This window comes from Rhizobium sp. NZLR8 (assembly GCF_019685025.1).
GTDB lineage: Bacteria > Pseudomonadota > Alphaproteobacteria > Rhizobiales > Rhizobiaceae > Rhizobium.
In genome coordinates this window covers 40,223-58,622 of record NZ_JABDVY010000005.1, presented here as the reverse complement: position 1 = coordinate 58,622, position 18,400 = coordinate 40,223, and the positions used below count along the sequence as shown (strand labels likewise).

The following is an 18,400-nucleotide window of genomic DNA, read 5'->3' as shown; positions in this document are numbered from 1 at the left end:
AAGATGAAAGATCCGCTCAGTTCGGAACGGCTTCTACCTTGGCGCGGGCCTGTTCTTCGGCAACGCGCTGGGCAAACATCTGCGTGAAGTCGATCGGGTCGATCATCAGCGGCGGGAAACCACCGTTGCGGGTGACGTCGGCGATGATCTGGCGGGCAAACGGGAAGAGCATGCGCGGGCACTCGATGAAGAGAACCGGCAGCATGTGTTCCTGCGGGAAGCCGGCAACGCGGAAGACGCCGCCATAGGCGAGTTCGGTATGGAAAACCGTCTTGTCGCCGTCCTTGGCTTCGGCATTCAGCGACAGCACGACATCGAAATCCGTATCCGAAAGCGGGTTGGCGTTGACGTTCACATTGATGTTGATCGTCGGGGCCTTGTCGCGGGCCTGCAGCGAACGCGGCGCACCCGGATTTTCGAAGGAGAGATCCTTGGTATATTGCGCAAGGATCGAAAGGGTGGGGCTGGCCGCACCGTTGCTGTTGTTATCGTCTGCCATTGGCTTTTCCTCGAGGGGCATGGGAATGGTGCCGCCATCTAACATTTCAGGGAGGGGCTTACAACCCTGGGCGCTTGCCGCGGTTGATCGGTCGAAGCGCCTCAATCGCCGAGATGTTTGCCGGACCACGGCGAGTTGCGGTCCGGCTCCCTATGATAGTCCTCGTCATCGAGATCGACCACCTTCGAGTTCGGCTTGCGGTCGCGGAAATCGGGTTGCGGGCCGGCAGAAAAGCCGCCCTTGGCATTGACGACGACGAAGCGTTTGGCGATTGCCTGCCAGAGGAACTCGCGCACCGGCGGGATGAGAATGAGGATCGCGATGATATCGGTGAGAAAGCCGGGAATGATCAAGAGCAGCGAGGCAACGACGTTCATCGCCGGCCGCAACAGGTCGCGCCCCGGCATCACCCCGTTTCGTCCTTCGCTCGACATGCGGCGCAAAATACCGATGCCCTGCCGGCGCAGCAGAACCATCCCGAGAACGACGCCCAGCATCACGAGCGCGAGCGTCAGCCACAATCCGATTGCCCGGCCGACGACGACGAAACCGGCAATTTCGGCGAGTGGCAGCAGCAGAATGAAAGCTGGCAGGATCGAAAAACGCATGGTCGTCATGTCCCGGGCTTGCCGGTCTCCTCTTGGCGCTGGCGAAGATGCCAGCCATCATTTGAATCATCTGTATAGGCAGACTATATGGGAGTACAAATCAGAGATGTTAACGGTGGCTGCGATACGATATGAGTTCGAACGACTTCATCACATTATTCTTCCTGGTGGCGGCGGTGCTGATTTTCTTTCAGCTCCGCGCCGTGCTCGGGCGCCGCACAGGAAATGAGAAGCCGCCGCGCGATCTCTATACGCCGCGGGATGCGGCTCCGGCAGAAGCCGCCGATGCCGGCAAGGTCGTGACGCTGCCGCGCCGCGACACGACGACGGAGGATGAGGATCGCTTCGCCGCCATCGATGCCTTCGCCGCACCCGGAACGCCACTCAACGAATCGCTGCGCGCGCTGAACAAGGCCGATTCCGCCTTCAGCCCGAAGGAGTTTCTCAACGGCGCCCGCATGGCTTACGAGATGATCGTCATGGCCTATGCGGATGGCGACCGGAAAACGCTGAAGAATTTATTGTCCCGCGAAGTCTATGACGGGTTCGATGCTGCGATCGGCGAGCGTGAAGCGCGGGGCGAGAAGGTCAAGTCCACCTTCGTCGGCATAGACAAGGCCGAAATCACCCATGCGGAGACGAAGGGCAGCGAAGCACAGATCACCGTTCGTATCATCAGCCAGCTGATATCGGCCACCTACGACAAGGCGGATGTGCTGATCGAAGGCGACGCCGAAAACGTCGCCGAGGTCAACGACCTCTGGACCTTCGCCCGCGACACCCGCTCGCGCGATCCGAACTGGAAACTCGTGGCGACCGAATCGGAACATGAGTGACCACGCATCGGACTTCGTCCTGCAGGCCATAAGCTTCGACACTTTGGAAGGCTGGAAGGATGATGATCCCTCCGGCCTTTTTGAAGGCATGCGAAGCTGCCGTCGGCAGATCACCGATGTCAAACCCTACCGCACCGGTTCTCTTGGCCTGAGCTCGGAAGACCTGCTTCCGCTGCTGGTGGCCGCCGAAGATTTCACGCCGTCGTCGCCATCGTCGGCGCGCGCCTTTTTCGAGACCCACTGTCGGCCCTTCCTGATCCGCCGCAGCGATGGCAATTCCGGCTTCGTCACCGCGTTCTACGAACCTGATATCGAGGTGTCTGAGCGGCCGGACGAGGTTTTCCGTTTCCCTTTCTACAGGCGCCCGGACGATCTGGTCGATCTCGACGACACCAATCGCCCCGCCGGGCTCGACAGGTCCTATGCTTTCGGCCGTCTGCATGACGGCCGCATCACCGCCTATCCGGACCGCTGCGCCATCGATCAGGGTTTCCTCGAAGGCCACGGTCTCGAAATCGCCTGGGCGAAGTCGAAGGTCGATCTCTTCTTCGTGCATGTGCAGGGTGCGGCCCGTTTGCGTTACAGCGATGGCCGTATTGGCCGCATCACCTATGCGGCGAAGGCTGGCCATCCGTTCTCGGCGGTCGGCAAGCTGCTGATCGACCGAGGCGAGATTGCTCGCGCCGACATCTCGATGCAGACGATCCGTGCCTGGCTGGCGCGCAATCCCGAGCAGGTCGACGAAGTGCTGTGGCATAATCGCTCTTATATCTTCTTTCGCGAGACGCCCTCGCGGGTCATCAGCCTGCGAACCGCCGATCCTGAGGCAGGTCCGATCGCAGCCGCCAAGGTGCCGCTTCTCGCCGGGCGGTCGCTTGCCGTCGATCGGATGATCCATACGTTCGGTTTTCCCTTTTTCATCCGCGCCGAAAGCCTGACCCATCTCGACACCCATCTCGACCAGGGTCGGCCCTTCCGCCGGCTGATGCTGGCGCTCGATACCGGCTCGGCAATCGTCGGGCCGGTACGCGGCGATATCTTCACCGGCTCGGGGGATATGGCGGGAGAAAGGGCCGGCACCGTCCGCAACGACGCCGATTTCACCATCCTTATTCCCAAAGCCGCCGCCGGAAGATTCGCCTGATGGCCAAGGATCGCAAACTCAGTGCGGATGAGAGGATCCTCTGGGGCAAGGTTGCCCGCAGCACGCGACCGATGCCCGGCAAGGCGGGTGATTTGACCGAGCTCGATGCGTTTCTTGCCGAAGCCGAAGCGGCGTCCGAACGGGAACAGCAAAAACAGACACTCACCCCGGCCATGCCGCCGCAGCCGACCGTACCATCGACATCGAAACCGCCGGCCGGGGTACATCATCCGCTGGAAAAGCCGGTCAAGCGCAAGATCGCCAAGGGCCGGCTGGCGCTCGAAGCGCGGATTGACCTGCATGGGCTGGTGCAGAGCGAAGCTCATGTCATCCTTCTCGATTTCCTGATCCGCGCCCACGAGCGCGGCATGCGTCATGTCTTGGTCATCACCGGTAAAGGCAGCTCCATGGGCAGCGCCGGCGCGCTCAAGCGGGCCGTTCCCCTCTGGTTCTCGAAGCCGGAATTCCGCTACCTGATCTCGTCCTATGAGTCGGCCGCACAGCATCATGGCGGGGAGGGCGCGCTCTACATTCGCCTGTCGCGGCGGCACGGGGAAAGACCATGACTCCCTTTGGAGAGGCGGTTCGCCGGCTGAGAGCGCGCAAGGGTGTCTCGCAGAAGGAAATGGCGGAAGCGTTGAATGTCTCTCCCGCCTATCTCTCGGCGCTCGAACATGGAAAGCGCGGTTTGCCGACATTCGATCTGCTGCAGCGCATCGCCGGCTATTTCAACATCATCTGGGATGAAGCCGAGGAACTGTTTCTGCTCGCCCGCTCGTCCGACCCGCGCGTCGTGATCGACACCTCCGGCCTGCCTCCGGAATATACCGAATTTGCCAACCGGCTGGCGCGGCGGATTCGCAACCTTGACAGTGCAAAGATAGGCCGGTTATCGGCTCTTCTCGAAAATGACGGCAAAGGCGACGGAAAAGCGTCATAATCCCCTGCTTTATGCCATGTTTCGGGGGCCTGCCATTGGGAAGTTGGTTCAAAAAACCTATATACGAGAGTGAAGAAAGCCGGTGATTCGCAAGGCGCGCCGCAGCTTTACGACAACAGGGAAAATCTCGACAGAATGAGCGATACATCCGCGACGGAAAACGGCGTAAGCACCGAATATGGCGCAGATTCCATCAAGGTTCTGAAGGGCCTCGATGCCGTGCGCAAACGTCCCGGCATGTATATCGGCGACACCGACGATGGCTCGGGCCTTCATCACATGGTCTATGAAGTCGTCGACAACGCGATCGACGAAGCGCTTGCCGGTCATGCCGACATTGTCACCGTCACCCTCAATCCGGATGGTTCAGTGACGGTCACCGATAACGGACGCGGCATCCCGACGGACATTCATACCGGCGAAGGCGTGTCGGCGGCCGAAGTCATCATGACGCAGCTCCATGCCGGCGGCAAGTTCGACCAGAATTCCTACAAGGTCTCCGGCGGCCTGCACGGCGTCGGCGTCTCGGTCGTCAACGCGCTGTCCGTCTGGCTGAAGCTGAAGATCCGCCGCCACGACAAGATCCATGAAATGAGCTTCACCCACGGCGTGGCCGATGCTCCGCTGAAGGTCACGGGCGAAGCCCCCAATGAGACCGGCACGGAAGTGAGCTTCATGCCGAGCACCGGCACCTTCACGATGACGGAGTTCGACTACGGCACGCTGGAACATCGTCTTCGCGAGCTCGCCTTCCTGAACTCAGGCGTGCGTATCCTGCTGACCGACAAGCGCCATTCCGATATCAAGCAGGAAGAACTGCGTTATGACGGCGGCCTCGAGGCTTTTGTTGCCTATCTCGACCGCGCCAAGAAGTCGCTGGTCGATAAACCGGTTGCCATCCATGGCGAAAAGGACGGCATCACCGTCGAAGTGGCGATGTGGTGGAACGACAGCTATCACGAGAACGTGCTCTGCTTCACCAACAACATTCCGCAGCGCGACGGCGGCACGCATATGGCCGGTTTCCGCGCGGCGTTGACGCGCCAAGTCGTATCCTATGCCGACAGTTCCGGCATCACCAAAAGGGAAAAGGTGACGCTGCAGGGCGAGGATTGCCGCGAAGGGCTGACGGCGGTCCTGTCGGTCAAGGTGCCTGATCCGAAATTCTCGTCGCAGACCAAGGATAAGCTGGTTTCCTCGGAAGTCCGCCCTGTTGTCGAAAGTCTCGTCAACGAAGCGCTGAACACCTGGTTCGAGGAGCATCCGAGCGAAGCCAAGATTCTCGTCGGCAAGGTCGTCGAGGCGGCCGCCGCACGCGAAGCGGCCCGCAAGGCCCGCGAATTGACCCGCCGAAAGGGCGCCCTCGACATCGCTTCGCTGCCCGGCAAGCTCGCCGACTGCTCAGAGCGTGATCCGACAAAATCCGAAGTCTTCCTCGTCGAGGGCGATTCCGCTGGCGGCTCAGCCAAGCAGGGCCGCTCGCGTGAAAACCAGGCGATCCTGCCGCTTCGCGGCAAGATCCTGAATGTCGAGCGTGCGCGTTTCGACAAGATGCTGTCGAGCCAGGAAATCGGCACGCTGATCACCGCGCTCGGCACCGGCATCGGCAAGGACGAATTCAACGTCGAAAAGCTGCGCTATCACAAGATCATCATCATGACGGATGCTGACGTCGACGGCGCCCACATCCGCACCCTGCTGCTGACCTTCTTTTTCCGCCAGATGCCGGAACTGATCGAGCGCGGCCATCTCTATATTGCCCAGCCGCCGCTCTATAAGGTCTCGCGCGGCAAGTCGGTGCAGTATCTGAAGGACGAAAAGGCGCTGGAGGAATATCTCATCAGCCAGGGCCTGGAAGACGCCGCGCTGAAACTTGGCAGCGGTGAGGTCCGCACCGGCCAGGACCTGCGCGAGGTCATCCTCGACGCGTTACGCATGCGCGCTTTGCTCGACAATCTCCACTCGCGTTACAATCGCGCCGTCGTCGAACAGGCGGCAATCGCCGGTGCCCTCAATGCGGAACTCGTCAGCGACCGCGCAAGAGCACAGGCATTGACGAGCGAGGTCGCAAGCCGTCTCGACATTATCGCCGAGGAAACCGAACGCGGCTGGCATGGCGATCTGGCCAGCGATGGCGGTCTGCGGCTCGAACGCATGGTCCGCGGCGTCAGGGAAATCGTCGTGCTCGATATGGCGCTGATCGGTTCCTCGGATGCCCGACACATCGACCAGTTGACGTCACGTCTCAAGGAAATCTATCAGACGCCGCCGTCGCTGCACCGCCGCGAAGGCGACATTGAGATCTCGGGCCCGCGGGCCCTGCTCGACGCAATCTTCGCCACCGGCCGCAAGGGCCTCACCATGCAGCGATACAAGGGTCTGGGCGAGATGAATGCCGAACAGCTCTGGGAAACGACGCTCGACCCGAACGTCCGTTCCCTTCTGCAGGTCAAGGTCCCCGACGCAACTGATGCCGACGGCCTCTTCGCCCGTTTGATGGGTGACGAAGTCGAGCCGCGGCGCGAATTCATCCAGGAAAACGCGCTAAGCGTCGCAAACCTCGATATCTGATTGTTATTTTTTACAAGCAAAAACCCCGCCGTCCCGAGATGGCGGGGTTTTTGCTTGTTGGTGCTTAGCTCAGCTTGCGATGAAATGGCCGTTGAAGGCAACTTCGGACAGCGGTTTACGCTGGCTGGGGAATTCGCGCGCTTGATTGCGCTCAGAAAGAACGCTCTTGTCGGCCAGGCGGCCGACGGCAACGCCGGCCTCGACCCGGTAGCCCTCGGGAATGCCAAACGTCTTGCTGATTTCCTCGTGTTTGATGCCGCCCATGCCATGGGCATAGAATCCGGAGAGACGAGCCTGAAGCGCCAAATATCCCCAGGCAGTACCGGCGTCGAAGGAATGGGTATAGCTCGGCTTTTCCTCAGCAGAGCCGGCCGCGCCGGTGAAGCTGCGCGACACGACGAAGATCAGCACCGACGCATTCTTCGCCCATTCCTGATTGGCATCGACGAGCAATGCCACGAATTTCTCCCAATGCTCAGAACCCTTAAGCGCATAGATGAAGCGCCAGGGTTGGTGATTGGACGAGGAGGGCGCCCAATGGGCGGCGTCGAGCAGGTTCAGCAGCTGCGCCTCCTCGATGATTTCGCCGGTGAAGGCGCGGGGCGACCAGCGGTCGAGAAACATCGGATCGATTGGATATTGGGATTCGCGGCTGTTGCTTTTTGTCATGCTGGTTCCGGGAGTTGCAGGCAGAATTCGGATCGGGGCTTGGATCAGTCCGTCCAGACGATGTCGAGTTCCTCTCGGAAGGCGAAGCGCTTCAGATGATCGTCGATGACGCCCTGCATCCTTGCCTGCTGTGCGGGATCGGCGACGGAAAGTATTATGGTCAGCGCCGCATCGTCGGCGGTGAACGTTACCTCGGCCGTCTCGCTGAACGGCACCCGGCCCCTGTGCGGGTCGAAATCGACGCTGAATTTATGGCTCCAGTGTTTGCAGAGCTGCTGCAGATAGCGGCTTGCATGTTCGGTGCGCACGACGGCCTGGGAGAGGTGCATGTCGAACTCCATCTCATCTTGGACTGCAGCCAGTCATATTTCCTGCATCACAGGCTTGGCAAGCGCATCGTCGTCGCAGTCGGGGTGTACAGACTGTCTTCATAAAAGCGGCCTCACGCCGTCGGCGAAGCAGGATAAGGAACCCTTCAGTCAATCGATCGGAGAGTTGCGCATGCTGGTAAAGGGAAAATGGACGGAGGACTGGCAGCCCGTTCAGGCAAAGGACGAGAAGGGCGGTTTCGTCAGGCAGACCTCGAGTTTCCGCAACTGGGTGACGCCGGATGGCGCCGCCGGGCCGACGGGCAAGAGCGGCTTCAAAGCAGGTGCCGGCCGTTACCATCTCTATGTCGCCTATATCTGTCCCTGGGCCTCGCGCACCCTGATCGGCCGTACGCTCAAGGGGCTGGAAGACGCCATTTCCGTTTCCGTCGTCGAGCCGATGCTGACAAAACAGGGCTGGCGCTTCGGCGATTATCCCGGTGCGACGGAGGATCATGTCAACGGCGCGACCTATATGCACGAAATCTATACGCGGACGGCGCCGGATTTCACCGGGCGGGCCACCGTGCCGGTTCTCTGGGACAAGCAGAGAAAGACCATCGTCAACAATGAATCCGCCGATATCCTGCGGATGCTGAACAGCGGCTTCGGCGACCTAGCGAAAAATCCGATCGATCTGTATCCAGCCGAAAGACGCAGCGCGATCGATGCTTTCAACGACCGCATCTATCCGGCCCTGAACAACGGCGTCTATCGCGCTGGTTTCGCCACCACGCAGCCTGCCTATGAAGAAGCCTTCGCCGAGGTCTTTGCCTGCCTCGACTGGGTCGAGCCGCAGTTCCAGGATCGGTCTTTTCTTTTCGCCGGGCATCCGACCGAAAGCGATATCCGGCTCTTCGTCACCCTTGTGCGCTTCGACGTCGCTTATCACGGTATCTTCAAATGCAATCTGCGCCGGCTTTCCGACTATGCCAACCTGCGCGTTTTTTGCCGCCTCATGCTGGATTGGCCGGGCATCGCGGAAACAGTCAACCTCGACCACATCAAGCGCGGCTACTACTCGATCGAAAATCTTAACCCGACAAAGATCGTTCCCGTCGGTCCCGACCTTGCAGAAATTTTCAAAGCATAGGGCCGCGATTCATGCGGTTTGGGCCGAAATCGATCCGAATTCAAGGAAAGCCGTACCGCTTCGCGGCAAAGCCGTAATGACACCGGTGAATAATTCGTTCATAGGTGGCTGCAATTCGTTTTTCGATGAGGAGGAATTCCCATGAAGCTGATGCGTGTTGGCGAAGCTGGCAATGAAAAACCCGCGCTTCTCGATGCCGATGGCAAGATCCGCGATCTGTCCGGTCACGTCGCCGATATCGGCGGCGAGGTGATCACGCCGGCAGGCCTGGCAAGGATAGCGGCGATCGATCCGAAGAGCCTTCCGGAACTTGCCCCCGGCCGCATCGGCGCCTGCGTCGCCGGCACCGGCAAATTCATCTGCATCGGCTTGAATTATTCGGATCATGCTGCCGAAACCGGCGCCACCGTTCCGCCCGAGCCGATCATCTTCATGAAAGCAACCTCGGCAATCGTCGGACCGAACGAGGATGTCATCATTCCCCGCGGTTCGGAAAAGACCGATTGGGAAGTCGAGCTGGGCGTCGTCATCGGCAAGACTGCCAAATATGTAACGGAAGCCGAAGCGCTGGATTACGTCGCCGGTTATTGCGTCTCCAATGACGTGTCCGAGCGCGCTTTCCAGACCGAGCGATCCGGACAATGGACGAAGGGCAAATCCTGCGACACGTTTGGCCCAATCGGCCCATGGCTCGTCACCAAGGACGAAATTCCGCAGCCGCAGAACCTCGGCATGTGGCTGACGGTCAACGGCCAGAAGATGCAGAACGGCTCATCGAAGACGATGGTGTACGGCGTTGCTTTCCTCGTCTCCTACCTCAGCCAGTTCATGTCGTTGCATCCCGGTGACGTGATCTCGACCGGCACGCCTCCCGGCGTCGGCATGGGCCTCAAGCCGCCGCGTTATCTCAAGGCGGGCGACGTGGTCGAACTCGGCATCGAAGGTCTCGGCACGCAGAAGCAGACCTTTATAGCGGATCGTTAACGACGCTTCGTGTTGAGAAACTTAAGTTTTCAGGTCGATTATCATGCCGGGGATCAATTCTCCGGCATTTCTTGTGCGGGTCTGGTTCGTCCATGTTGCTGTGCAACAAAAAACTGTTAGTCTGCGTTACGTGCCCGCGTAACGGAAAGATCCGAAGCCCCTCAATCGGCGTCATCTTTTCGATAGAGAAAGGTGGCGCCTTCCAATGTTTTATCAGCTTTATGAATTGAACCATGCCGCCATGGCGCCGTTTCGCGCCGCGGCCGATATCATGCGGTTTGCCTATGCCAATCCGTTGAATCCGTTTTCCCACACGCCGTTTGGCCGCACGATGGCGGCAAGTCTCGAAATGTTCGAACGCACGACGCGCCGCTATGGCAAACCGGAATTCGGACTGAAGCAGACGACGATTGGTGAACGAACGGTTTCCGTCCGCGAAGAGATCGTCTGGTCGCGGCCCTTCTGCAATCTCCTGCATTTCGCCCGCAACGATCCGCGTGCTCGCGGCAATGATCCGCGCATCCTGATCGTCGCGCCGATGTCCGGCCACTATGCCACGCTGCTGCGCGGCACGGTGGAGGCACTGCTGCCGAGCGCCGATGTCTACATCACCGACTGGATCGACGCTCGCATGGTGCCGATGACCGAAGGCACGTTCGATTTCGACGATTATGTCGACTATGTCATCGAGATGCTGCATTTCCTCGGTGACGACACGCATGTCATCGCCGTCTGTCAGCCTTCAGTTCCGGTGCTGGCCGCCGCTGCGGTGATGGAGGAAGCCAACGATCCGCTTTCACCAGCGTCGATGACGCTGATGGGCGGCCCGATCGACACGCGCATCAACCCGACGGCGGTCAACAAGCTCGCCCAGGAGCGGTCGCTGCAGTGGTTCTCCGACAATGTCATCATGAACGTGCCCTGGCCGCAGCCAGGCTTCATGCGCCCGGTCTATCCAGGATTTCTGCAGCTTTCGGGCTTTATGTCGATGAACCTCGACCGTCATCTCGTCGCCCACAAGGAATTCTTCATGCATCTCGTGAAGAACGACGGCGAACCGGAAAGACATAGGGAATTCTACGACGAATATCTCGCCGTCATGGATCTGACCGCCGAATTCTACCTGCAGACGGTCGAGCAGGTCTTCATCAAGCATTCCCTGCCGAAGGGCGAACTGATGCATCGCGGCAAACGCGTCGATCCGGCGGCAATTCGCAACGTTGCGCTTTTGACCGTCGAAGGTGAGAACGACGATATCTCAGGGGTCGGCCAGACAAAGGCGGCGCAGACGATCTGCGTGAACATTCCTGAAGAGATGCGCATGCATTATCTGCAGCCGGATGTCGGCCACTATGGTGTTTTCAACGGCTCGCGGTTCCGCCGCGAGATCGCGCCGCGCATCATCAATTTTGTCCGAGAGCATTCCCGTTCCGTCGTCAAGCCTCGGGTCCCGCGGGTGATCAAGGGCGGCCGCATCGCCTGAATCAGCGACAGCTGAATTAGTAAAATGGATTCAAGGCTTTGTCCGATTTCGCGGGCAATCGTCTTGAAGGCCATTGTTGCGGTAACCACATCGATTTCAGCACTCGGCATCCTGCCGGGCGCGGAAAGCGAGGGATACCCGCACGATGAACCAGTCAGCATTGCTTCGACCGGATTGGACTCCGGCTACCATTGCCCTGATGATTCTCGGCTTCATGGTTTTCTGGCCTCTGGGTCTTGCCATGCTTGCCTACATCATCTTCGGCGACCGTCTGCGCGGCTTCAAGCGTGACGTCAACCAAGCGACCGATGGCTTTTTTGCCTCCTGCCGCCGTCCGAACGGCCGTCACCGCCCGCACTTCTCGACCGGCAATGTCGCCTTCGACGACTGGCGCAAGGCCGAGATCGACCGGATCGAAGAAGAGCGCCGCAAGCTCGACGAAATGCGCGAGGAATTCGACGCCTACATGCGCGAACTTCGCCGCGCCAAGGACCAGGAAGAGTTCGATCGCTTCATGCGTGACCGCAGGAACGCCAAGCGTGACGACAACGGCCCGGTTGCCGAATACCAGACGCCATGAAGGCCTGAACGCTGAATTGATGACCGGCATCTTGCGATGCCGGTTTTTCTATGTCCGCTCCCCCGGCGAATCGGATAGAAAACAACCATGTTCTCGCTTCTGAAGACAAGGCCGAAAGTCCGGAAACCGGCTCCGCCCGAAACGCGGACGCTTGATGTGGCCGGCCGGCTCATGCCGCTGACCATCAAGCAGCACGACCGTGCGACGCGCATCACCTTGCGCATAGAGCCGGGCGGCCGGGCCTTGAAGATGACGGTGCCGAAAGGCCTTGCGGCGCGCGAGGTCAATGCATTTCTCGATCGGCACCAGGGGTGGCTGCTCACCAAACTTGCCAAGTTTTCGACCGATGCCGGCCTGCGCGACGGCGGCGAAATTCTCTTTCGCGGCGTGTCCCATCGCATCCAGCATACCGGCAGCTTGCGTGGCCTGACGGAAGCGGTTTTGATAGATGGCAGACCGGTGTTGCGCGTCAGCGGAATGGCGGAACATGTTGGACGGCGCATCGCGGCCTTTCTCAAGAAAGAGGCGCGCGCCGACCTCGTAAGACTGGCGACGATGCATGCCGGAACGATCCGGGCGCCGATCCGCTCAATCTCGATGAAGGATACCCGCAGCCGCTGGGGCTCGTGCTCGTCGGAGGGAAATCTGAGCTTTTCCTGGCGCGTCGTCATGGCGCCGCCTTCGGTGATCGATTATCTCGCCGCCCATGAGGTCGCCCACCTCAAGGAAATGAATCATGGCCCGCACTTCTGGGCGCTCTGCCGTAAGCTTTGCCCGGGCATGGAGGAGGCAAAATCCTGGCTGAAACGGCACGGCAGCCAGTTGCATGCCATCGATTTCGACTAGAGCATGTCGCGCAAAAGTGTGCAGCGGTTTGGCGCTAACGACATGCGTAAAATAAAGGGCTAAAGCGCGAGGAGCGAATCTGAAAGAACGCGACGCGCTTTAGCCGAAAGCCGCTCTAAATGCAGCTTTCCATGCAAATTGGCTCGACTCCTGACGCATTTCGTGTCACTTCGCTGCCATGAAACCGGATATCAAAATTTGCGGCTTGACGACGCCTGATGCTGTTGATCGCGCACTGAAGCGCGGCGCGACCCATATCGGTTTTATTTTCTTCGAAAAGAGCCCACGTTATATCGAGCCGGACCTGGCGGCAAAGCTTGCCGAACCCGCGCGCGGCAAGGCGAAGATCGTCGCCGTCGTCGTCGATCCCACCAATGACGATCTGGACGAGATTGTCTCGCTGTTGAAGCCGGATATTCTGCAGCTGCATGGCAACGAGAGCCCCGAACATGTGCTGACCATAAAGGCGCTCTATGGTCTGCCTGTCATGAAGGTATTTTCGGTGCGCACGGCCGATGATCTGAAGCGCGTCGAGGCCTATATCGGCATCGCCGATCGTTTCCTCTTCGATGCAAAAGCGCCGAAGGGTTCCGAATTGCCGGGTGGTAATGGCGTTTCCTTCGACTGGAGCCTTCTTAGCTGGCTCGACGGCAGCATCGACTACATGCTGTCCGGCGGGCTGAACAAGAACAATGTCGCGGATGCGCTGGCGAACACCAAGGCACGTGGTATCGACGTCTCCTCGGGTGTCGAAACCGCACCTGGCGTGAAGAGCGTCGCAATGATCGATGAATTTTTCGATGCGGTCGAAGAGGCGGATGCGCCTGTCATGGCCTCAGGGAGTTGAGAGTGAACGAGACGCCTAAACCGAATTCCTTCCGCTCTGGCCCCGATGAAGATGGCCGTTTCGGCATTTATGGCGGTCGTTTCGTTGCCGAAACGTTGATGCCGCTGATCCTCGATCTGCAGGATGAGTGGGACAGGGCGAAGAACGATCCGGCATTCCAGGCCGAATTGAAGCATCTCGGCGCCCATTATATCGGTCGCCCGAGCCCGCTCTATTTCGCCGAGCGGCTAACGGCCGAACTCGGCGGCGCGAAGATCTATTTCAAACGTGAGGAGCTGAACCACACCGGTTCGCACAAGATCAACAACTGCATCGGCCAGATCCTGCTCGCCAAGCGCATGGGCAAGACCCGCATTATCGCCGAAACCGGCGCCGGCCAGCACGGCGTTGCCTCCGCCACCGTTGCCGCCCGCTTTGGCCTTCCTTGCGTCGTCTATATGGGCGCCACCGACGTCGAGCGTCAGGCACCGAACGTTTTCCGCATGAAACTGCTCGGCGCCGAGGTCAAACCGGTCACGGCAGGCAGCGGCACACTGAAGGACGCCATGAACGAGGCGCTTCGCGACTGGGTCACCAATGTCGAGGATACCTATTACCTGATCGGAACGGCGGCCGGTCCGCATCCCTATCCGGAGATGGTCCGCGATTTCCAGTCGGTGATTGGCACCGAAGCGAAAGAGCAGATGTTGGCAGCCGAAGGCCGCCTGCCGGATCTCGTCGTCGCTGCCGTCGGCGGCGGTTCGAACGCGATCGGCATTTTCCATCCTTTCCTCGATGATCCCACCGTCAAGATGGTCGGCGTCGAAGCGGGCGGCAAGGGCCTGCAGGGCGATGACCATTGCGCGTCGATCACCGCCGGTTCGCCGGGCGTGCTGCATGGCAACCGCACCTATCTGCTGCAGGATGGCGACGGCCAGATCAAGGAAGGCCATTCGATTTCAGCCGGTCTCGATTATCCCGGCATCGGCCCCGAACATTCCTGGCTGAACGATACCGGCCGCGTCGACTATGTGCCGATCATGGATCACGAAGCGCTCGAGGCCTTCCAGACCCTGACCCGCCTCGAAGGCATCATCCCGGCGCTCGAGCCGTCGCATGCGATTGCCGAGGTGATCAAGCGCGCACCGAAGATGGGCAAGGACGAGATCATCCTGATGAACCTCTCCGGCCGCGGCGACAAAGATATCTTCACCGTCGGCAAGATTCTGGGAATGGGACTGTAAGACATGACCGCACGCATGGACAAACGCTTTGCCGAGCTGAAGGCCGAGGGCCGTCCGGCGCTTGTGACCTATTTCATGGGCGGCGATCCTGATTACGATACCTCGCTCGGCATCATGAAGGCGCTGCCGGAGGCGGGCTCCGACATCATCGAGCTCGGCATGCCCTTTTCCGATCCGATGGCCGATGGCCCGGCAATCCAGCTCGCCGGTCAGCGTGCGCTGAAAGGCGGCCAGACGCTGAAGAAGACGTTGCAGCTGGCGGCCGATTTCCGCAAAACCGATGATGCGACGCCGATCGTGATGATGGGCTACTACAACCCGATCTATATTTATGGCGTCGAAAAATTCCTCGACGACGCGATTGCTGCCGGCATCGACGGTCTGATCGTTGTCGATCTGCCGCCTGAGATGGATGACGAACTCTGCATTCCGGCGATCCGCAAAGGCATCAATTTCATCCGCCTGGCGACGCCGACGACGGATGAGAAGCGCCTGCCGAAGGTTTTGAAGAACACCTCCGGCTTCGTCTATTACGTCTCGATGAACGGCATCACCGGTTCGGCGCTGCCGGATCCGTCGCTGGTGTCGGGCGCGGTCGAACGCATCAAGCAGCACACCAAGCTACCCGTCTGCGTCGGCTTCGGCGTCAAGACGGCGGAACATGCAAAGGTCATCGGCGGTTCGGCCGACGGCGTCGTGGTCGGCACCGCCATCGTCAATCAGGTCGCGACCAGTCTGACGGGCGACGGCAAGGCAACGGCCGATACCGTTCAGGCCGTTGCCACACTGGTCCGCGGACTTTCCACGGGAACACGTTCGGCGCGCCTTGTTGCTGCCGAATAGTTTGCCCACATTGGAGCAAAGCAATGTCGCGCAAAATGTGCAGCGGTCTTGCGGCAACGACATGCGGGAAACCGAAGACCTCAAAGTGTGGCAAACGATCTGAAAGATCGCGACGCGCTTTCGTCAATCAGGAGTATTCGAGTTGAACTGGATCACCAACTACGTTCGCCCGCGGATCAATTCCATGCTGGGCCGTCGCGAAGTGCCGGAGAACCTCTGGATCAAGTGCCCGGAAACCGGCGAGATGGTCTTCCACAAGGATCTGGAAGGCAACAAATGGGTCATTCCAGCCTCCGGCTATCACATGAAGATGCCGGCCAAGGCCCGCCTGATCGATCTGTTCGACAACGGCGAGTTCGAATCGCTGCCGCAGCCGAAGGTCGCCCAGGACCCTCTGAAGTTCCGCGATTCTAAGAAATATAGCGATCGCCTGCGCGACAGCCGCCTGAAGACTGAGCAGGAGGATACCATCCTCGCCGGCGTCGGAAAGGTGCAGGGATTGAAACTCGTGGCGGTGGTGCACGAATTCAACTTCATCGGCGGTTCGCTCGGCATGGCTGCCGGCGAGGCGATCGTTAAGGCTTTCGAACGTGCGACGTCTGAAAAGTGCCCGCTGGTGATGTTCCCCGCTTCCGGCGGCGCGCGCATGCAGGAAGGCATCCTGTCGCTGATGCAGCTGCCGCGCACGACCGTTGCCCTCGACCTGCTCAAGGAATCCGGCCAACCCTATATCGTCGTGCTGACCAACCCGACCACCGGCGGCGTCACGGCCTCCTATGCCATGCTGGGCGATATTCATCTGGCCGAGCCCGGCGCCGAAATCGGCTTTGCCGGCAAGCGCGTCATCGAGCAGACGCTGCGCGAAAAACTGCCCGAAGGCTTCCAGACCTCCGAATACCTGCTGGAGCATGGTATGGTCGATATGGTCGTCAAACGTCACGATATCCCGGAAACGCTGGCGCGCGTCCTGAAGATCCTGACGAAGAAGCCGGTTTCGGCGGCGAACGACATGAATAGCGGTGCGATCGCTCTGGCGGCGAGCGCCTGAAAACCGACAAGCAAGCGGGGTGCCGAATTGATACCCAGAGGCCAAACCGCGGTGAGCGAGGCAGCACAGGAGATCGACAAGCTCATGGGGTTACATCCCAAGGGTTTTGATCTGTCTCTCGATCGCATCACCCGTCTTCTCGATGTGCTCGGCAATCCGCACCGGAATCTGCCGCCGGTGATCCATGTCGCCGGCACCAACGGCAAGGGGTCGGTCACCGCCTTCTGCCGCGCTCTGCTCGAAGCCGGCGGCTACAGCGCTCATGTTCACACCTCGCCGCATCTCGTCAATTGGCACGAGCGTTACCGCATCGGCGTCAAGGGCGGGCGCGGGCAGCTTGTCGATGACGCCGTCTTTGCCAAGGCCCTGCGTCGTGTGGCCGATGCCAATGCCGGACAGCACATCACCGTCTTCGAAATCCTGACGGCGGTCACCTTCATCCTGTTTTCCGAACAGCCGGCCGATGCCGCGATCATCGAAGTCGGTCTCGGCGGCCGCTTCGACGCCACCAATGTCATTTCCGATCCGGCCGTCTCGGTGATCATGCCGATCTCACTCGATCACCAGCCCTATCTCGGGGACAGGGTCGAGCTGATCGCCGCCGAAAAGGCCGGCATCATGAAGCCGGGATTTCCGGTTGTCATCGGTCATCAGGAATATGACGCGGCGCTCCACGTGCTGATGGCGACGGCCGAACGGCTGCATTGTCCCAGCGCCGTCTTCGGCCAGGATTTCATGGCGCATGAGGAATATGGCCGGCTCGTCTATCAGGATGAATTCGGTCTTGCCGACCTGCCGCTGCCGCGGCTTCCCGGCCGCCACCAATATGCCAATGCCGCCGCCGCCATTCGCGCCGTCAAGGCGGCGGGTTTCACCGTCACCGAGGCGATGATGGAAAAGGCGATGAGTTCTGTGGAATGGCCGGGCCGGCTGCAGCGTCTGAACGAAGGCCGGTTGCTGCCGCATGCACCCGCCGGCGCCGAGATCTGGATCGACGGCGGGCATAATCCCGGGGCAGGCGAAGTGATCGCCGAAGCCATGGCCAATTTCGAGGAACGCCAGTCTCGGCCGCTTTTCCTCATTACCGGCATGATTAATACCAAGGATCCAATCGGCTATTTCAAGACCTTCGCCGGCTTGGTCGAGAAGGTTTTCTGTGTGCCGATCCGTGGCAGCGACGCGATAATCGACCCGGTGATATTGTCGAATGCCGCTTATGATGCCGGCTTGGTTGCCGAACCGATGTCGACGGTCGGCGATGCGCTGGAAGCCATAAAAGCCGTCGTCGATCCGGAGGGTTTACCCCCGCGCATCCTCATCGGCGGCTCTCTCTATCTCGTCGGCGATGTGCTTTCCGACAACGGCACGCCGCCGAAATGAAGGCAAATTGAAAAAGCCCGGTCGATGCCGGGCTTTTTCGCCAATGCGATTTAATTTAAGCGATATCAGTCAGGCGGCGCTCGAAATCCAGTTCGAAAGCGCGGTCTTCGGCTTGGCGCCCACGGAGATATCGGCGACTTCGCCGCCCTTGAAAATCGCCAGGGTCGGAATAGAGCGCACACCAAACTGTGCGGCGAGTTCCGGGTTCTCATCGATATTCAGCTTGGCCACCTTGACCTTGCCTTCCATCTCAACGGCGATTTCTTCGAGGCTCGGCGCAATCATCTTGCACGGGCCGCACCATTCAGCCCAGAAATCGACGACGACGGGTTCTGCGGATTCCAGAACTTCCGACTGGAAGTTGTTGATATCGACTTTCACGGTAGCCATGGGCTGCTCCTTTGTCTCGGTGTTGAACCACATGTGATGCTGCAGTGC

Annotated in this window: 20 protein-coding genes; 15 read left to right on the top strand and 5 right to left on the bottom strand. The window is 59.9% G+C overall.

The window, feature by feature from the left end; translation table 11 throughout:
• Positions 1-16: 16 nt before the first annotated feature.
• Both secB and HJB89_RS13345 read right to left on the bottom strand, forming a co-directional pair.
• Positions 17-499 carry a protein-export chaperone SecB gene (gene secB / locus HJB89_RS13350; protein ID WP_054185477.1) on the bottom strand — a complete coding sequence of 161 codons (483 nt, stop codon included), beginning with the start codon at positions 497-499 and terminating at the stop codon, positions 17-19.
• Positions 500-600: 101 nt separating this feature from the next.
• Complete coding sequence (locus HJB89_RS13345; RefSeq protein ID WP_311044053.1) at positions 601-1,107, bottom strand: FxsA family protein; 507 nt, start codon at positions 1,105-1,107, stop codon at positions 601-603.
• A 131-nt stretch (positions 1,108-1,238) separates the two neighbouring features.
• On the opposite strand from HJB89_RS13345, the gene HJB89_RS13340 reads away from it, so the two are divergent.
• From HJB89_RS13340 to gyrB, 5 genes are all read left to right on the top strand, one after another.
• The gene (locus tag HJB89_RS13340; RefSeq protein ID WP_207582322.1) at positions 1,239-1,943 is read left to right on the top strand and encodes a Tim44/TimA family putative adaptor protein; all 705 of its coding nucleotides are present in this window, start codon (positions 1,239-1,241) and stop codon (positions 1,941-1,943) included.
• Positions 1,936-3,087, top strand: a complete 1,152-nt coding sequence (locus tag HJB89_RS13335; RefSeq protein ID WP_221150045.1) for a murein transglycosylase A — start codon at positions 1,936-1,938, stop codon at positions 3,085-3,087. The genes HJB89_RS13340 and HJB89_RS13335 overlap by 8 nt, the downstream gene beginning before the upstream one ends.
• On the top strand, positions 3,087-3,653 hold the full coding sequence (locus HJB89_RS13330; RefSeq protein WP_207582324.1) for a Smr/MutS family protein: 567 nt from the start codon (positions 3,087-3,089) through the stop codon (positions 3,651-3,653). Before HJB89_RS13335 ends, HJB89_RS13330 begins: the two co-directional genes overlap by 1 nt.
• Positions 3,650-4,027, top strand: coding sequence for a helix-turn-helix domain-containing protein (locus HJB89_RS13325; protein ID WP_207582325.1), 378 nt, complete (start codon positions 3,650-3,652; stop codon positions 4,025-4,027). The genes HJB89_RS13330 and HJB89_RS13325 overlap by 4 nt, the downstream gene beginning before the upstream one ends.
• Positions 4,028-4,162: 135 nt before the next feature.
• Positions 4,163-6,598: a DNA topoisomerase (ATP-hydrolyzing) subunit B gene (gene gyrB / locus HJB89_RS13320; RefSeq protein WP_207582326.1), complete on the top strand. Its 2,436-nt coding sequence runs from the start codon at positions 4,163-4,165 to the stop codon at positions 6,596-6,598.
• Between the two features lie 69 nt (positions 6,599-6,667).
• On the opposite strand, the gene HJB89_RS13315 is transcribed toward gyrB, so the two are convergent.
• Together HJB89_RS13315 and HJB89_RS13310 are read right to left on the bottom strand one after the other, a co-directional pair.
• On the bottom strand, positions 6,668-7,267 hold the full coding sequence (locus tag HJB89_RS13315) for a nitroreductase family protein (RefSeq protein ID WP_221115382.1): 600 nt from the start codon (positions 7,265-7,267) through the stop codon (positions 6,668-6,670).
• A gap of 44 nt (positions 7,268-7,311) precedes the next feature.
• On the bottom strand, positions 7,312-7,596 hold the full coding sequence (locus HJB89_RS13310) for a DUF2218 domain-containing protein (protein ID WP_207582328.1): 285 nt from the start codon (positions 7,594-7,596) through the stop codon (positions 7,312-7,314).
• A gap of 172 nt (positions 7,597-7,768) precedes the next feature.
• Here HJB89_RS13310 and HJB89_RS13305 point away from each other — a divergent pair, with 172 nt between their 5' ends.
• The 10 genes from HJB89_RS13305 to HJB89_RS13260 all read left to right on the top strand — a co-directional run bounded on the left by HJB89_RS13305 (position 7,769) and on the right by HJB89_RS13260 (position 17,962).
• Positions 7,769-8,728 (top strand): glutathione S-transferase family protein, encoded by a 960-nt coding sequence (locus tag HJB89_RS13305; protein WP_221150044.1) that lies wholly within the window; start codon positions 7,769-7,771, stop codon positions 8,726-8,728.
• Between the two features lie 141 nt (positions 8,729-8,869).
• Positions 8,870-9,712 carry a fumarylacetoacetate hydrolase family protein gene (locus HJB89_RS13300; protein ID WP_207582329.1) on the top strand — a complete coding sequence of 281 codons (843 nt, stop codon included), beginning with the start codon at positions 8,870-8,872 and terminating at the stop codon, positions 9,710-9,712.
• 205 nt (positions 9,713-9,917) lie between these two features.
• On the top strand, positions 9,918-11,195 hold the full coding sequence (locus HJB89_RS13295) for a polyhydroxyalkanoate depolymerase (protein ID WP_207582330.1): 1,278 nt from the start codon (positions 9,918-9,920) through the stop codon (positions 11,193-11,195).
• Positions 11,196-11,340: 145 nt separating this feature from the next.
• On the top strand, positions 11,341-11,775 hold the full coding sequence (locus tag HJB89_RS13290; RefSeq protein WP_207582331.1) for a DUF2852 domain-containing protein: 435 nt from the start codon (positions 11,341-11,343) through the stop codon (positions 11,773-11,775).
• 87 nt (positions 11,776-11,862) lie between these two features.
• On the top strand, positions 11,863-12,621 hold the full coding sequence (locus HJB89_RS13285; RefSeq protein WP_207582332.1) for a M48 family metallopeptidase: 759 nt from the start codon (positions 11,863-11,865) through the stop codon (positions 12,619-12,621).
• A gap of 178 nt (positions 12,622-12,799) precedes the next feature.
• Positions 12,800-13,468 (top strand): phosphoribosylanthranilate isomerase, encoded by a 669-nt coding sequence (locus HJB89_RS13280; RefSeq protein ID WP_207582333.1) that lies wholly within the window; start codon positions 12,800-12,802, stop codon positions 13,466-13,468.
• 2 nt (positions 13,469-13,470) lie between these two features.
• The gene (gene trpB, locus HJB89_RS13275) at positions 13,471-14,691 is read left to right on the top strand and encodes a tryptophan synthase subunit beta (protein WP_207582334.1); all 1,221 of its coding nucleotides are present in this window, start codon (positions 13,471-13,473) and stop codon (positions 14,689-14,691) included.
• Positions 14,692-14,694: 3 nt separating this feature from the next.
• Positions 14,695-15,534, top strand: coding sequence for a tryptophan synthase subunit alpha (gene trpA / locus HJB89_RS13270; protein WP_207582335.1), 840 nt, complete (start codon positions 14,695-14,697; stop codon positions 15,532-15,534).
• A gap of 142 nt (positions 15,535-15,676) precedes the next feature.
• Positions 15,677-16,582 carry an acetyl-CoA carboxylase, carboxyltransferase subunit beta gene (gene accD / locus HJB89_RS13265; RefSeq protein WP_164015509.1) on the top strand — a complete coding sequence of 302 codons (906 nt, stop codon included), beginning with the start codon at positions 15,677-15,679 and terminating at the stop codon, positions 16,580-16,582.
• Between the two features lie 27 nt (positions 16,583-16,609).
• A complete protein-coding gene (locus HJB89_RS13260) occupies positions 16,610-17,962 on the top strand; it encodes a folylpolyglutamate synthase/dihydrofolate synthase family protein (RefSeq protein ID WP_221150042.1) in 1,353 nt (450 codons plus the stop codon).
• Between the two features lie 69 nt (positions 17,963-18,031).
• Here HJB89_RS13260 and trxA read toward each other — a convergent pair whose 3' ends face one another.
• Positions 18,032-18,352, bottom strand: a complete 321-nt coding sequence (gene trxA, locus HJB89_RS13255; protein WP_003544118.1) for a thioredoxin — start codon at positions 18,350-18,352, stop codon at positions 18,032-18,034.
• Positions 18,353-18,400: the final 48 nt, after the last annotated feature.